Source organism: Azospirillum sp. FG154 (genome assembly GCF_057809575.1).
This window is the reverse complement of record NZ_JBMDKF010000008.1, coordinates 96,321-111,180: the sequence shown is the minus strand read 5'-3', so window position 1 is coordinate 111,180 and position 14,860 is coordinate 96,321. Positions and strand designations below refer to the sequence as shown.

At 55.8% G+C, this 14,860-nt stretch carries 10 protein-coding genes and 1 pseudogene; 8 read left to right on the top strand and 3 right to left on the bottom strand.

All coding sequences use genetic code 11. From position 1 onward, the window contains the following. Nucleotides 1-34: 34 nt before the first annotated feature. Nucleotides 35-496: a cache domain-containing protein gene (locus ACODS4_RS11805; RefSeq protein WP_488863805.1), complete on the bottom strand. Its 462-nt coding sequence runs from the start codon at nucleotides 494-496 to the stop codon at nucleotides 35-37. An 862-nt stretch (nucleotides 497-1,358) separates the two neighbouring features. Here ACODS4_RS11805 and dsdA point away from each other — a divergent pair. From dsdA to ACODS4_RS11790, 3 genes are all read left to right on the top strand, one after another. Next, the gene (gene dsdA, locus ACODS4_RS11800) at nucleotides 1,359-2,696 is read left to right on the top strand and encodes a D-serine ammonia-lyase (protein WP_488863803.1); all 1,338 of its coding nucleotides are present in this window, start codon (nucleotides 1,359-1,361) and stop codon (nucleotides 2,694-2,696) included. A gap of 571 nt (nucleotides 2,697-3,267) precedes the next feature. Further along, nucleotides 3,268-4,743: a M81 family metallopeptidase gene (locus ACODS4_RS11795; protein ID WP_488863801.1), complete on the top strand. Its 1,476-nt coding sequence runs from the start codon at nucleotides 3,268-3,270 to the stop codon at nucleotides 4,741-4,743. Between the two features lie 846 nt (nucleotides 4,744-5,589). Next, nucleotides 5,590-6,684, top strand: a complete 1,095-nt coding sequence (locus tag ACODS4_RS11790) for a GlxA family transcriptional regulator (protein ID WP_488863800.1) — start codon at nucleotides 5,590-5,592, stop codon at nucleotides 6,682-6,684. Nucleotides 6,685-6,800: 116 nt separating this feature from the next. On the opposite strand, the pseudogene ACODS4_RS11785 reads toward ACODS4_RS11790, so the two are convergent. Next, a pseudogene (locus ACODS4_RS11785) lies at nucleotides 6,801-7,046 on the bottom strand (transposase); the annotation flags it as partial. Nucleotides 7,047-7,430: 384 nt separating this feature from the next. On the opposite strand from ACODS4_RS11785, the gene ACODS4_RS11780 reads away from it, so the two are divergent. Together ACODS4_RS11780 and ACODS4_RS11775 are read left to right on the top strand one after the other, a co-directional pair. After that, a complete protein-coding gene (locus ACODS4_RS11780) occupies nucleotides 7,431-8,528 on the top strand; it encodes a branched-chain amino acid ABC transporter substrate-binding protein (RefSeq protein ID WP_488863798.1) in 1,098 nt (365 codons plus the stop codon). A gap of 481 nt (nucleotides 8,529-9,009) precedes the next feature. Next, nucleotides 9,010-10,746, top strand: a complete 1,737-nt coding sequence (locus tag ACODS4_RS11775) for a methyl-accepting chemotaxis protein (protein WP_488863796.1) — start codon at nucleotides 9,010-9,012, stop codon at nucleotides 10,744-10,746. Between the two features lie 233 nt (nucleotides 10,747-10,979). Here the strand turns inward: ACODS4_RS11775 and ACODS4_RS11770 are convergent, their stop codons facing one another. Then, nucleotides 10,980-11,246 (bottom strand): hypothetical protein, encoded by a 267-nt coding sequence (locus tag ACODS4_RS11770; RefSeq protein ID WP_488863794.1) that lies wholly within the window; start codon nucleotides 11,244-11,246, stop codon nucleotides 10,980-10,982. Between the two features lie 164 nt (nucleotides 11,247-11,410). On the opposite strand from ACODS4_RS11770, the gene ACODS4_RS11765 reads away from it, so the two are divergent. Genes ACODS4_RS11765 through ACODS4_RS11755 form a run of 3 tightly spaced genes read left to right on the top strand, consistent with a single transcriptional unit; the run spans nucleotide 11,411 to nucleotide 14,833 of the window. Beyond that, nucleotides 11,411-11,731 (top strand): hypothetical protein, encoded by a 321-nt coding sequence (locus ACODS4_RS11765; RefSeq protein WP_488863792.1) that lies wholly within the window; start codon nucleotides 11,411-11,413, stop codon nucleotides 11,729-11,731. Between the two features lie 50 nt (nucleotides 11,732-11,781). Beyond that, the gene (locus tag ACODS4_RS11760; RefSeq protein ID WP_488863790.1) at nucleotides 11,782-13,521 is read left to right on the top strand and encodes a methyl-accepting chemotaxis protein; all 1,740 of its coding nucleotides are present in this window, start codon (nucleotides 11,782-11,784) and stop codon (nucleotides 13,519-13,521) included. A gap of 1 nt (nucleotide 13,522) precedes the next feature. Beyond that, a complete protein-coding gene (locus ACODS4_RS11755) occupies nucleotides 13,523-14,833 on the top strand; it encodes an MFS transporter (RefSeq protein ID WP_488863788.1) in 1,311 nt (436 codons plus the stop codon). The last annotated feature ends 27 nt before the right edge of the window (nucleotides 14,834-14,860 follow it).

Sequence of the window (14,860 nt, the reverse complement as noted above, 5' to 3'; positions counted from 1 at the left end):
TTTCCTGTTTTGACTGATGTTTTTTCCAAATCACTCAATTTCTATAGAAACCGACACCGCAAGGGTATTCGCCTATCATCTGGAAGAATGCTGACTTTTGTTCGATTTTCTTGCTGACCGGGTTGACCCATTTATAATCATAGACGCCGCTGCCCTGGTTCAAGGCGAGTTCAAAAATATCCTTTGCAAATGGCTTTCCATCCGCGTCTCGAAGCGCAAAAATATTTTTGCCCACCAAGAGTGGGTTGACGCCATGCGCGGCCATGATTCCGTCCTTTTGGTAGCAGAATACGTATAGGTCACGGTCGACAAAGATGCCCTTCGGATCTGAGAAGTCCTTCATTGCCTGCTCTCCTCCGACGGAATCGAAATGGGATCGCGCTTTTCTCAGAAGAGATTTTGCTTCTTCTGCCGTTCCGTTCCCTGAGAGTGCTGATGATGTCGTAATGACGACAAATACAGCAGACATAAGATACTTTCTAATAGTATTCTTCACTTTGATCTCCGTGCGTCATTTGGTTTGTTGTGCTGGGTAATCTGGTGATGAAGTGGAGATTTTACTGATTCGGGGTTAATTTATTTTTGTAAATTTATGACCTGTTTGAATGGCTATGAACGTAAGGGTGTGTATTGAAAGGATACGTTAATGAACAGCCTGCCGATCAGGTGCGTCAGGAATGGGGATAAAGGGCGTGCTGTCGGCGAGGCCGATGCAATTGTGGACCGGAAGGGTACGTGGGACGGGGCATCGCTTATCGTTTATCGTTCATAGTGCTGACCGCCGGATCGCTCTGCTTGTCAGCAACAACTTGGGAGCGTTTTGCGATAAAACTCTCCGCTCTGGGAGGACGAGAGCGCGTCAATTTCGGCCTTTCCAATGGTCCATCCGCATTTTTGGTGTAGACCGGATCCAGAATTGGGGATCAAGCGCGGGTGGTGGACGAAGATGCGGTCGGAGCGTCGCGGCAGGTCCGATATCTCACTGTTATTGGTACGGAGGGGGCGGCATCGGACAACCCTCGTGGATGATTGCCCGCCATAGATACAGAAAAGGCCGTTGAAGGAATCTCCTTTTTCAGACCATAAGCCGCTGTCGGAACCCAAAGATCAGTGTTGAACAGGTATTTTAATTCGGTGGATTCAGTGATTATAAATCAATGGAATTTAAATAATAAATTCAATGAAGCGGTTTGCATAAAATGCTTTGCGCTATTTATTTGAATATCTTGACATTAATGCGCGGAGTAAGCGAGTTATTAGTTTAAATAATACCATTATAAGTACAAATTTATTGCGACGCCATGCGCCAGTATGTATTTTTTCATGGCTTGAATTGAAAATATGGGCACGAAAAACAAATGATCTACGAAAACAATAGCGTATGGTCGGATGTGAAGAGCCGCAAGCCCACGCTGTGGCTCAACCCTGACCGGTTGGCGGATGAAGAGGATGTGACCAACTCCTTGGCCCCGTATGAACTGGGAGTCGGGCGAGCGCGCGACCGGTTTCAATATTTCGAGCCGCTGCTTGCGGCGCTCTTTCCGGAGTTAAGCGGATCGGGTGGGGTGATTGATTCCCCGTTGTTGGACGCTGATCCGATTGCGGAAGCGTTGGGCCTCCAACCTGAACAGGGGCGTTTGCTGGTTAAGGCCGATCACGAGTTGCCGGTCGTCGGATCAATCAAGGCCAGAGGGGGCGCGCACGCTGTTCTGGAGTTTGCCGAAGGGGTCGCTCTTGCCGAAGGGGTGTTGAACGGAGGCGGTTGGTCTGACCTTGATCTCGATGAAGCGAAGGCCGTTTTCGGGCGTTACTCCGTGTGTGTCGGTTCAACCGGAAATCTTGGACTGAGCGTCGGCACGTTTGCGGCCCGATTGGGGTTTTCGGCCACTGTACACATGTCCGCAGCGGCCAAGTCGTGGAAGAAGAAACTTCTGCGCCAAAGAGGGGCCAAGGTGGTCGAGCATGCCTGTGACCACGAGGGGGCGCTGGCTGCGGGTCGTGAGTCCGCGCGGGCTGACGCACGCGCATACTTCATTGACGACGAGAACAGCGTCTCGTTGCTGGCTGGATACGCCACGGCGGGGCGGCGTCTGCGGGACCAATTGTCCCGTGCGCGGATCCCCGTGGACAAAGAGCATCCTTTGTTCGTCTACATTCCTTGCGGCGTCGGCGGCGCTCCTGCAGGCATTGCCCTCGGTTTGCATCAAGAGTTTGGGAAAGCGGTGCACTGTTTTTTTGTGCAACCAGTAGAAACCCCCTGCTTTCTCATTCAAATGCTGAGCGAGAAGGGGCGCCATCCGTCGGTCTATGACTTTGGCTTGTCTGGTAAAACGGAGGCGGATGGTCTCGCCGTGCCGCGCGCCTCACTCTTGGCTTTTGAAGTCGCGCGACCGCTGATCGGCGGCATCCTGACCGCTGAGGATCAGACGTTCTTCCAGCATCTCGCGCTTGCCCATGACGTTCAGAACCTTAAGTTGGAGCCGTCCGCAGCCTCTGGTTTTAGCGGTCCGCTTGCTCTCCTGGCGGAAGGGGCTGAGTATTTGGAACGGTGGGGGGTGCGGTCGCATATGGCCAACGCTACGCATGTAGTCTGGACCACTGGCGGCTCGATGGTGCCGGAAAGCGAGCATGAGCGTTTTCTGCAAGAAGGCCGTCGCGTTGGATCGGGGGTGAAGACCGTCCGCGCCACGGACTAGACCGAGCACCAGATTTAGGGCGCCGCGCGCTAAATCTGAAACAGCGCGGTGCTCCAATCTTTGATTTATCGAGCAGATTCACGCGCTAAATCGATCCTGACTTAACGCGATCTGCTCTAAGCGATGCATGCGGTCACGGACGGCGCTGTGGAAGCAATCCGATCCACCTCCGGGACAATCCATGATCTGGATCGGAATCGCCGCAACGACGGCGTCTGCGGGATGAGCAAAGCTTGGCCATGCGGGAGACCGCGCGCAAGGTCGCCGACGCCGCCAGTGTCACATAGCGTGCGCGCCGCAACATCGATCTGGAGTTGGAAGTCGATGCGCTGCCCCATCAGATGTGGGGGGAGCGAGCGCCGCAAACGGTGTCGTTGGCGGGGGGGCGGCCTTCGGCTCGGAGGCTGTTTGACAACTCGTGCCGGACTCGCTCTGTCGTGGTCCGTTCTGGAGTCTTGCCCCTAGATGTTGATGACAAAAGCGGTTGTTAAACAGTTTCTCAGAGTCTCCAGAGAGCGCGCGTTGCCGAGGAATAAAAATCAACAATCCAAAGACCATAATTGGTGAAAACATGCGTGTACTGGTCGCTGGCTTCGAGCACGAAACGAACACATTTGCCCCCACTAAGGCAGCGTATCATAATTTCGTGAATGGAGAAGGGTATCCAGCCATGATGCGTGGCCCCGAAATGTTTCGGTTACGCGACGTAAATTTGGCGACTGGTGGGTTCATTCGCGCTGCGGAGGAGCGTGGGTATGACGTCATTCCCGTCATTTGGGCGGGCGCCAGCGCGTCCGCGCATGTCACCACGAGGGCGTTTGAACGGATTGTCGGCGAAATTCTGACCGCCGCGTCGACGAACACCTTCGACGCCATTTACCTGAACCTGCATGGCGCCATGGTCACAGAGCGACACGATGATGGTGAAGGCGAGTTGCTACGCCGTCTCCGGGGGGTGGTTGGAGCGGATATGCCGATTTTTTGTTCAGTTGATCTGCATGCCAACATGACGGAAGCGATGTTGTCGCAGGCAACGGGCATCGTCGGTTATCAGACCTATCCTCACATCGACAACGCTGACACAGGATTCTGTGCCGTCGGCTTGCACGACGCATTTCTAAGGCGACCTGACCATTGGTTCCGAGCTGCGCGGCGTTTGCCGTTCCTGATTCCCGTCAACGCCCAATGCACCATGGTTGAGCCTGCTCTGTCCACATACGCGTTTCTCAGGGAAAAACATGAGGGAGATGTGCTGTCACTATCTTTTGCTCCGGGCTTCCCAGCTTCTGATTTTGCTGAATGCGGGCCGATGGTTTGGGGCTATGGCCGGTCGCAGGAAGCTGTGAACGCTGCAGTGGATGCAGTTTATGATCGCATCACATCCATCGAAGGGGCGTGGGCGGTTGAGTTTTACGACCCTGACAGCGCTGTTCGCGAGGCCATGCGACTGGCGGCTGGCGCTACTCGTCCGGTGATTATTTCCGACACGCAGGACAACCCCGGTTCGGGCGCTGATTCCGACACCACCGGGATGTTGCGGGCGTTGCTTCGCTGTGGCGCGGATGAGGCGGCTCTCGGGGTTCTCTATGATCCGGAGGCGGTGACGATGGCGACCAAGGCGGGAGTCGGTGCGCGCGTTACGTTGGCGTTGGGTGGACGGTCTGGGATTGTTGAGGACGAACCTCTTCATGGAGATTATGAGGTGGAGTACGTTGGGGACGGTCGATGCATTTTTGAAGGTCCGATGCTGCGTGGCGCTGAGATCAATCTGCATGGAGCGGCCTGTTTGAAGATCAGTGGAATTCGGATTGTGGTCAGCGCAACCAAGGTGCAGATGTTCGACAGGAATCTTTACCGCATGGTTGGGATTCAACCTGAGGCCATGAAGATCTTGGTCAATAAAAGCTCTGTGCACTTCCGGGCCGACTTCGGTCCAATCAGCGAAGCGATCCTAGTAGCCAAAGCGCCTGGACCAATGAAGGCAGACCCTCGAGACCTGCCGTGGACCAAACTGCCTAAGAGAATGCGGCTCAGCCCGTGCCAGTAATGCGGCGTTTCTCCTTATCGGCTGAGCGAATCGAAGCATAGGCCAGTCTCCGGCGCGCGCCTCCAGAAAATTAAATGTAAAATGGAGAGGGGGTTGTTTGAGCGCGCCAGGATTTAGCCGGTGGAAAAGGAAGTCCGGTCGATTTTCGCGTTGGCTCCGACGTCACCGACGCCATCAATCCCCGCATCCCATTCGACCATGCGCCGCGCAGGTTGACAGACCTGGTCGAGTTGGCCGATGGAGCCGGTCTCGGAGCAACTTGAAAGCGTGGCGACAGCTTGCTTTGAACATCAAAGTTGGCTGAGGCATAGGTCGGGTCTGGCATATCATTGTCCTGTCGTGGAAAACCAACCCATCAGAGCGTCCGGCGTGAGCCTTTGTCGATGGGATTTCTACAGCGATGCGCTGTGGCGCATTTGGGTGAAGCGCCCAGAGTTGGCCTAATAGAACCGTTGAAAATGTTAGGCTATCTGCCTGCGCAGGGGTGAGGGGTTCCTTGAAAACAACCTGTGCTTCCTGTGCGATTGTTCCGGTGGTTCCTGTGGGCAACCTTGCCCATCGCGCCTGTTGTGTTGTAGGATAGCCATATTGTCTGGAGTTAATATCCAATCGCATAGAAGGACAGGTCGGGTATACCGACGGTAGTTTTCTTGCCGATGGACAACAAACATCAGGTCAGTGGCCTTCAGTCGACACGCCATTGGCGCGAGCAACGTAGTTTTTTCTATAAAACTATCTCCTCTTGAGGGAATTGGCGCTCAACTGAGTGTCCAAGCTAGGGTGGTTTCATGACTATAATCGCCAAAGCCTGTGCTTTGGGAGGTCCGGGAGGCGTCAAGTCCAGCCATGAGCAGGTTTGAATCAACAGGGCGACGTCGGTCAAATTTTGGGCCGGGAGAGCCGGGCGCTGGCGCGCTGAAGGAACCTGAAGCCCCGCACCGGGTCGCCATGTTCGTCTACCCGAACGCGCAAATCCTAGACGTGACGGGGCCATTGGAGGTGTTTGGTCGCACCGCTCGTTGGCTGAGTGATCGCTGGGGGTTCCGGATACCGGCCTACACCGTTGAATTGATCGCCGCGACCGCAGGCCCGGTGCGGATGTCGAATGGTCTCCAGTTGATCGCTTCCAAGAGTTGCGAGGATGAAGTTGATGCGCAGACCTTCCTCGTGGCAGGGGGGGCCGGTTACGCTGAAGTCTGCAAGAATCCGGCCCTGCTCGCATGGGTGGCGCGCACGGTCCAAAAGCCGGAACGCAGCGGTTCGGTGTGCACAGGCGCGCTTGTTCTGGCGGCGGCCGGTCTTCTGGATGGTCGGCGCGCGACGACGCACTGGGCGTATTTTGACGAACTCAAGGGTTTGACGCCGACTTGTGAGATTGATCGGGAAGCGGTCTTTACCCGCAGCGGACGGATCTATACCTCGGCTGGCGTGACTTCGGGCATTGATTTAGCCCTTGAGTTCGTCGAACAGGATTGGGGGCGGCAAACAGCGATTGCTGTCGCGCAGGAGTTATTGGTCTATCGTCGTCGCACCAGCAAGCACACCCAGGTCAGTCCTTATATCGAGGCGGAGAGGCGGCATGATAAATTCGGCCAGTTGTTGCTCTGGGTTCTCGATCATTTGGCGGAGGACTTGTCAGTGGAGCGATTGGCGACTGTCGTCAGCATGAGTCCTCGCCATTTTTCCCGCCAGTTTCGGGCTTTTGTTGGGATGACTCCTGCCGAATACGTGCAGAACATCCGGCTGGAGGAGGCGTGTCGGCGCATCGACTATGGTGTTGCACGCCTTAAAGATGTTGCGCGGCAGTGCGGATTCGCCGACGAACAGAACCTGCGCCGGGCCTTTTTGCGCAAATTCGGGATGGCTCCAAGCGAGTATAGCGCCCGCGAAGAGCCTCCCCCTTTGGGCGGCGCGCAGAACCACGCCGAAATCGGCTCCTGAATTGGCCGTGGGGGGCCTGTGTCATCCGCCTGTCGGCGCCTCAACCGACCTCACCAGTTGGCTAGCATCCGTCAAGGTGGTGGAAAGTCGGGCGGATGTTGAGGGCGGTAGCTGGCGCCCTTGATCTGGACGGCGTCGGCGATTATGGCGGCGACCGAGACGATGCGCCCGCCCTCGCGCTGCTTGAGATCGGTGGCGTCCAGCCACAGGCAAGGCCACTCGCCCTCCAACGGGCGGTCGAGAAAGGCGCCGACATCCTCGTGGATGTTCCTGTACAGCGTGAACGCCGTCGATTTCGAGACGTCCGACAGGCTCATCACCTGGACCAGCTCGTCAACGCGCCTGTTCTTAGCCGAGTTGATTGATCGTGAGAGCTGTCGGATGTCAGCAAGATCATGGCTGAAATTGATGCTCCCTAGTCCTCTCAAAGCACGGAATTCGGCTGTTAAGATTGTGAATTGGCAGACGTTGAATTGATCGTCTGCTCACAGGGGGAGATTCTCTTCTGGCTATACATCCTTGTAAGGATCAAGTGCATCTGGACTCAAAAACGCCGATGAGCGGATCTGGCGCGATGAATATCCGCGTGGCGTTCAAGTGGAGCGCGCCGTAGCTCTTGCCATCAGCCCAGTGAATGCACCACGCCGGCATGCAAGCCGTAGGAAATCGACCCGGCGGAGGCAGCTCGCAAGGGTCAAAAGAGTAGAATCGATAGAAGCTGTACACAACAGGGAGCAAACACATCCATGAAACTCAAGCTGTACCTTCTTGCAGCCATCGCTGTGACGGCTCTGTCCACCACTGCAAAGGCCGATATCACGATTGCTGTCGCTGGTCCGATTACCGGCCAGTCCGCTGCGATCGGCGAACAGATGAAGAAGGGCTTGGAGCAGGCTGTTGCTGACGTCAACGCGGCTGGAGGTGTTCTGGGCCAGAAACTCAAGGTGGTTGTGGGTGACGATGCATGCGATCCAAAGCAAGCCGTTGCTGTCGCGAACCAACTGGCCAGAGCTGGAGTCAAGTTCGTCGTGGGACATTTCTGTTCCGGTTCCTCAATTCCGGCCTCACAGGTCTATGCCGAAGAGGGCATCCTGCAGATCACTCCAGGATCAACCAACCCTCGGTTGACCGAGCAGGGTCTGAAGAACGTTTTTCGCGTCTGCGGTCGTGATGACCAACAGGGACAGATCGCCGGTAAATATCTGGCTGCCAATTTCAAGGGTAAGAACATCGCTATCCTTCACGACAAGTCCGCCGGAGGTAAGGGGCTGGCCGACGAGACTCAGAAGACCATGCGTGCGATCGGTGTGAAGGAGACCCTGTACGAAGCCTTCAACGCCGGTGAGAAAGATTATTCCGCGCTGGTGTCCAAGCTGAAGCAGGCCAACATCGACGCCATCTATGTCGGCGGCTACCACACCGAGGCTGGACTGATCACCCGCCAGATCCGCGAGCAGGGTATGAAAGCCACCATTGTGGGGGGCGACGCGCTGATGACCAACGAGTATTGGGCCATCACTGGGGCGGCTGGCGAGGGCACCATGATGACGTTTGGCCCGGATCCGCGAGCGAAGGCGGAAAGCAAGGTCGTTGTTGAGGGATTCCGGAAGATGGGTTACGAGCCGGAAGGCTATACCCTATACACCTACGCCGCCCTCCAGATTTGGGTGGACACGGTAAAGGCCGTCGGCTCTACCGATCCGGGCAAGCTGGCGGACGCCATTCGCAAGACCAGCTATGACACCGTGCTCGGCAACATCCGTTTCGACGCAAAGGGCGACCTGACGACCCCAGCCTATGTCATGTACCGCTGGGCAAACGGTCAATACGCCGAAGTCAATTAAACCACGGGTCAATGAGGAGGTTCGTGCGGGTTATCGGGAAGTAAGCGCGGAGGATTGCCGACTTTGGCTCTTTCCCCATCGGGCTTCCTGGCCGTGACCGCCGTCCTCCTCTTCTTTGTGATGATTGCTATCATGATAATTTTATCGTCATATCCGTTATCAGTTACAGAATAACATGAATAAAAAATAATTATAAAATTCCTGTATTCTAAATAAGAATTTTGAATATTTTCAGGAGCGCAAAAATTATATTCGAGTAAAATATAGAGTAGAAGTATGTCGCGCTAAATGCGTCGTGAATTCATGTGAAATATATTAGCAAATATGCGGAAGTTGTCAAAATATCGCAATCGCTCCGCCGGGATATTTGCCAGCCATGCGGAAAAGTCGGTTGGTCGAACACCGCTCCACAAAGGGGCTTGATGGCAGCCGGGCTGCCGCTGTCCGCAGTGGCATTCAGCCGGAAAGAAGGGATTCTCGTATGCAGGTGCAGACCTCAAAATTCAACCAGGAGGTGGTTGCCGCGCCGCGTCCCACGGTCCTCCGTACCCATCGGTTTTGGACCCGAGCATTCTGGACCGTCAGACGCAAGGTGAGCGCGGCCTTTGTGATTGCGATAGGCGGCGGCTTTATCGTGATTATGACGCTGCAAGCCTCCATGCAGTACGAGGACATTGTCCGCCTTGCCTCGCGCGACGCCAAGGTCAAGGCCGAGGTGCTGGCGAACGCGATACGGATCGGAATCGCGAGCAACGACGGCGCCGCTGTCGAGACAGAATTCATGCCGCTCGCCAAATCCAACGACGTGCAACTGACCTCGCTGCGGGCGGTCACCTTCCTAGGGATTCTGGTCGACTACCACAATCCCCGCTTTAAAGAATACGATCTATCCCCCGACAAGGACATGACCGATGCGGTGTTTGCGGAAAAGGGCGCCCAGGTCCGTTCGGCCAAGGGACATCTGATCATCACCATTCCTGTGGTGAGCGGCAAAAGCAACCGTTTGATCGGCGTCTTGCAGATCGCCTGGAGTCTTGAGCAGGAGATCGCCGCCATCTGGGATCAGACGCGCAAACAGATCGCCATCTGTCTGATCGCATTGGTTGTTCAGATAGCGCTGCTGAACATCCTTTTGAGCAGCGTCGTGTTGAAGCCGTTGCGTGCGGGGATCGCGGCTATGAACGAGATTGCCCGTGGCAACATCGACATCCAGGTTCCCAATGCGGACCGGGTCGACGAGATCGGCGCAATGGCCAGTGCTTTGCAAGTCTTTCGCGGCAACGCCGCCGCCATCAATCGCATGCACGAGGAACGGACGGCGCAAGCCGCCCGCGCCGCCGAGGAAATGCGCGCCGCCCTGCTGCAACTGGCTGATCGGTTCCAGAGCAAGGTTATCCGTCTGGTCGAAGGCATCGCGTTGGCTTCGTCTGGGATGACTGACAGCGCCGACCGAATGGCCAACGTCGCAAGCGAAGCGTCGTCCCAATCGAAAGACGCCGCCTATGAATCAGAGAACATTCAGGGCAATGTCCGTTCTGCCGCCGCCGCCGCGACGGAACTTGCCAGTTCGATCGGCGGCATCACCGAGCAGGTGGGGCATTCCGCCGCGATGGCTGACACGGCTGTGGCGCACGCTGCGCAGACCAATGAAACGGTGCGGGGATTGATCACCAGCGCCGAGAGAATTGGCCAGGTGGTCGGGCTGATTCACGCCATCGCCAAACAGACCAATCTGTTGGCGCTCAACGCCACGATCGAGGCCGCCCGTGCCGGAGAGGCTGGAAAGGGCTTCGCTGTCGTGGCGACGGAGGTCAAGGGGCTGGCCGACCAGACGGCCAAGGCCACCGATGAGATCGCCGCCCATGTAGCCGCGATGCAAAGCGTCACCAAGGCCACGGCAACGGCCATTGGATCAATCGGCGCCACGATCGGTGAGATCGACTCGATCACCGGCGTTATCAGCCAATCGGTGCATGAGCAGAACGACGCCACCAAGGAAATCGCCCGCGCGGTCGAGATGGCGGCGCTGGGCGTCCAGGGCGTGTCAGGAACGATCGCGGCCTTGGCCCAAACCGCTAAGACCGCTGGTGAAACAGCGGGGAACGTTCAAACCGCAGCCCGCAGCCTGTCCGAACAGGTCCATTCCCTGGCCACCGAGGTTGATCGCTTCCTCGACGAAGTCCGTTCCCAAGCTGCAGCGGAAAGCAACGCCGCCTGAGCTGTCTGCCCCATCGCAGAATTTTCAGAGGCTCGGTCCGACCGAAAAGTCGAACCGAGCTGACTGACTTGCGCAGGCTCAATTTGGAGACACGGCAAGAGGTCGATCTGCCAATCGCGCGAGGGTGAAGACAACGGCCCCTTCGGCATGACCGGAAAGCAACGCGCGTGCTGTTGGAGGGCGACGGCTTGTCTGCCAGGTTGCTGTCCGACGGGTGGGGGGCTTTTCTGCACCTAATCATACACAATAATACGTGATACACGCGCTATTGATAGAAAACACAAAAGTTTTTCTGCAATTATGCGACTGTCAAGGAGTGCTGAGGCTAAAATGATTGATTGTCCGGAATTGACGCCTAAAGGTCCTCCAACAGTTTTTGATTTTTTATCATTATCCGCATGAATTAAAAATATAAATTCAAAGCATAATTCATTCAAATAATTTTCAGAAATTATTATGAGCATCATCGTTTTTTGCGTTGGATGGGCTGGTGATTTCATGTTTTTATTGGTATGTATGTAGAATATATGGGTCAATTTTTCTGGTTTGAATAAACAACATCGGATTCTCTTAAATGATTGGCGCGTGATGATGAAGTCTCAGAAAGATATCACATCCACGCGTATCACTCACCTGTGTTGCAAATATCCCTTGGAGCAGATCAATGCACCACCGTATTCAAGAGCGCCGCCGCGCAAATATGGATGCAATCATCAAAAATCTTTGCGATTCAAGGGAAAACCTTCTAAATGACATTTCAGATATCCAAAATAAAATTTCCATAGTGCCAGAATACTCAAGCGATATTATTCGGAAAAAAATTAACGATGCGCTTGAGCTCTTCCGATGGACGATTATGAGTATCGATCCATTAGATATTGAACGATGGTCTGCGATGACTCCTGTGCTGAATGCAATGGTGAGTCTAATGCGGCAGATCGAAGATGCTGCAAAAATGGGTGTAATTAATTTAAGTAGTGAATGATAATATCAATTATCATTCATCATTATTATGTAGAGAAAGGCGTGTCTTCCATGATGTCAAACATTAAAATCGGAACGAGACTTTTCGTTTTGATTTCAGTTCTATCGATAACAATTATTGTTGCAAGCGCAGTTGGTTTGCATGGAGCAAAAATTGCCAATGACGGCATGCGCTTCGTGTATGAAAACCGCACGATCGGCTTGGCCTCGCTCGGCAATGTCCAGAATAATCTACACCACGCAAGGACCCGAGCGGTTGCCATCGCGGGAGCCGAGAATCAAGATGTCGTGGAAAAAAATTCCATTGACGTCATAAAATTCACTGAAATTCTCCACAGAGAACTTAATAAATACCTATCTACAGAACTAAATCCAGCGGAGCGCGATCTTGCGATTCGCTTTTCTAACGAACTGTCTAATTATGAGCAAAGCAGAAATAATACAATATTTCTTGCAAAATCTGGAGATTTGGAGAGTGCAAGGGCGAATTTAAGAACAACGGCGACAAAATATTTTATTTCATCCATGGATTTGCTCGATCAATTGATGAGCCTCCAGGTAAAGGATGCCAGGGAAAGCTATGAAGCTGCCGTTGCCAATTACCAGCGAATCTTCGCGACAGTCATCACGATCACCACCGTCGGCCTGCTGCTATCAATTGCGCTTGCGGCCCTGGTCGTGCGTTCAATCACACCAGGCATCCACAATGTGATTGCCGTCATGCGGCGGCTTGCGTCGGGAGACACTTCGGTTCACGTCGAGGGCGCAGACCGCAAGGACGAGATCGGGAATCTTGCCGTCGCGGCAGAGGCTTTCAAAGCCGCCTGCGTCGCACAACAGAAATTCAAAGCCGAGCAGGAAGCGTTGAAGGCCCAAGGCGAGGGGGAACGGCGCCAAGCAATGCTGAGACTGGCCTCTGAATTCGAATCAAGCGTCAAGGGTGTGGTCGAGGTCGTGGCCGCCGCCGCCAACCAGATGCAAGGCGCCGCCACCGTCATGTCCGGGACAGCCGAAGAAGCCAGCCGTCAGACGATGATCGTCGCGTCAGCCTCCGATCAAGCTAGCGCCAGCGTCCAGACGGTCGCCAACGCCACGGAGCATTTGTCCGACTCGATCGGTGAAATTGGTCGTCAGGTTGCGAACTCCACCCAAATCGCCAGCAAGGCCGTTCATCAGACACAGCAAACGGCGCGAACAATCATGGGGTTGGTCGATGCCGCCCAACAGATTGGCGATGTCATTGGCCTTATTCACTCTATCGCGAACCAAACCAACCTGTTGGCGCTCAACGCGACGATCGAGGCGGCGCGGGCTGGCGATGCCGGAAAGGGCTTCGCCGTCGTCGCGTCGGAGGTCAAGAGCCTCGCCAACCAAACCGCTAAGGCAACCGAAGAGATCCAGGCCAAGATCCACGAGATCCAGCAAGCCACCGGCGGCGCACAGGTGGCCATGGAAGCGATTGAGGCCACCATCCACAACATGAATGAAATCGCGGCGGCCATCGCCGCCGCCGTGGAGCAACAGGGCGTGGCCAGCCGTGACATTTCCAGCAATGTCCAACAAGCGGCGCAGGGCGCGCAGGAGGTTTCCGTCAGCATCTCAAAGGTAAACCATGCCGCCGCCGAGACCGGTTCGGCGGCCACCGAGGTGCTTGCGGCCGCCGACAGTCTGTCGAAGGAAGCTATGCGGCTCCATGGCACAGTCGAAACCTTCATTTCCAGCGTCCGGAATGAAACCGACAGGCGATCTCCTCTTCATGTGTCAGAACCTCCCAGCCACACTCCCCACTGAGATGGATGACGACCGCCGGTATCGCTGGAATGAACACATTGACGACGCAGTGGCACGGCCAACGCGCAGCCTGAGGAATTCCATGTCACAAACTGAAACCAGAGTTGAGAGTGGGCCCATCCCAGAAGACCTCTACAAGCATGAGGCCGACAATGTTCTGCGCCTAGCCATTGCGCATGCCCTTGCGGGCGCGAACGCGGCGGTCGTCTACGCAACGGGTGCGGTCATCGGCAACACGCTCGCGCCCAGCCCGGCGCTGGCAACGTTGCCGATCTCCATCTTCGTGGTGGGCATGGCGCTGTGCACCTTGCCAGTCGGCGTTATCGCCCGCCGCAGCGGTCGGCGCGCTGCGTTTTTGGCGGGAACAGGATGCGGCATCCTCGTCGGCTTGCTGTCCGCCCTGGGGGTGGTGTTGGGATCGTTCTGGCTGTTCTGCGCGGCGATGATCTTTGGCGGGGCCTATGCCGCCGTGGTGCTTTCCTTTCGCTTTGCCGCCGCAGATTGCGCGGCGCCGGAACGGCGCGCGCGCGCCATGTCCACCGTGATGGCGGGGGGGGTGTTTTCCGGGATAATCGGTCCTCAACTCGTCACCTTGACGATGGACCTGTGGCCGCCTTACCTTTTTGCAGCCACCTATCTAGCCCAAGCCGCCGTCGCGGCTCTGTCCGCCCTGGTCTTGTGCAAGGTCCGATTGCCGAAACCAACTGCGGTGGATGTGGGGGGCGGTCGTCCGATCACCGTAATCGCGCGTCACCCCCGCTTTGTCTCGGCGGTAATCTGCGGGTTGGTGTCCTACCTGCTCATGAATTTCATCATGACCGCGTCGCCGTTGGCGATGCGGCTGTGCGGCCTGTCGCAGGAAACGTCCAATCTCGGTCTGCAGTGGCACCTGATCGCAATGTATGCCCCAAGCTTTGTGACCGGACGGCTGATCGCACGATTCGGCGCCTCCCGCCTGGTGCTCACAGGATTGGGTTTGATTGCCGCTTCAGCGGCGGTCGGATTGTCGGGGATCGAGACAGCGCATTTCTGGTTGAGCCTGATCTTGCTTGGCGTCGGCTGGAATTTCGGTTTTCTCGGGGCTTCGGCGCTGGTGCTGGAGTGCCATCGGCCTGAAGAGCGGACACAGGTGCAGTCACTCAATGACTTCATCATCTTTGGGACGATGGTTTTGGGTTCCTTCGCCTCCGGCGGGCTGTTGACAATCTATGGGTGGAACATGGTCCTCTGGGTTTCCTTCGCGCCGCTTCTTCCGGCTGTAGCCGCCCTGGTTCTCGCAGCGCCGACACGCCGCAGTCCTGCCGCAGAATGACGGCCTCGTCTGGCGCGATTTCGAATC

What these genes read in the sequence shown, in the direction of transcription:
- dsdA (WP_488863803.1), top strand. Translation starts at nt 1,359, where the DNA reads ATGATCTACGAAAACAATAGCGTATGGTCGGATGTGAAGAGCCGCAAG.
- ACODS4_RS11795 (WP_488863801.1), top strand. Translation starts at nt 3,268, where the DNA reads ATGCGTGTACTGGTCGCTGGCTTCGAGCACGAAACGAACACATTTGCC.
- ACODS4_RS11790 (WP_488863800.1), top strand. Translation starts at nt 5,590, where the DNA reads ATGAGCAGGTTTGAATCAACAGGGCGACGTCGGTCAAATTTTGGGCCG.
- ACODS4_RS11780 (WP_488863798.1), top strand. Translation starts at nt 7,431, where the DNA reads ATGAAACTCAAGCTGTACCTTCTTGCAGCCATCGCTGTGACGGCTCTG.
- ACODS4_RS11775 (WP_488863796.1), top strand. Translation starts at nt 9,010, where the DNA reads ATGCAGGTGCAGACCTCAAAATTCAACCAGGAGGTGGTTGCCGCGCCG.
- ACODS4_RS11770 (WP_488863794.1), bottom strand. Translation starts at nt 11,246, where the DNA reads ATGAAATCACCAGCCCATCCAACGCAAAAAACGATGATGCTCATAATA.
- ACODS4_RS11765 (WP_488863792.1), top strand. Translation starts at nt 11,411, where the DNA reads ATGCACCACCGTATTCAAGAGCGCCGCCGCGCAAATATGGATGCAATC.
- ACODS4_RS11760 (WP_488863790.1), top strand. Translation starts at nt 11,782, where the DNA reads ATGATGTCAAACATTAAAATCGGAACGAGACTTTTCGTTTTGATTTCA.
- ACODS4_RS11755 (WP_488863788.1), top strand. Translation starts at nt 13,523, where the DNA reads ATGGATGACGACCGCCGGTATCGCTGGAATGAACACATTGACGACGCA.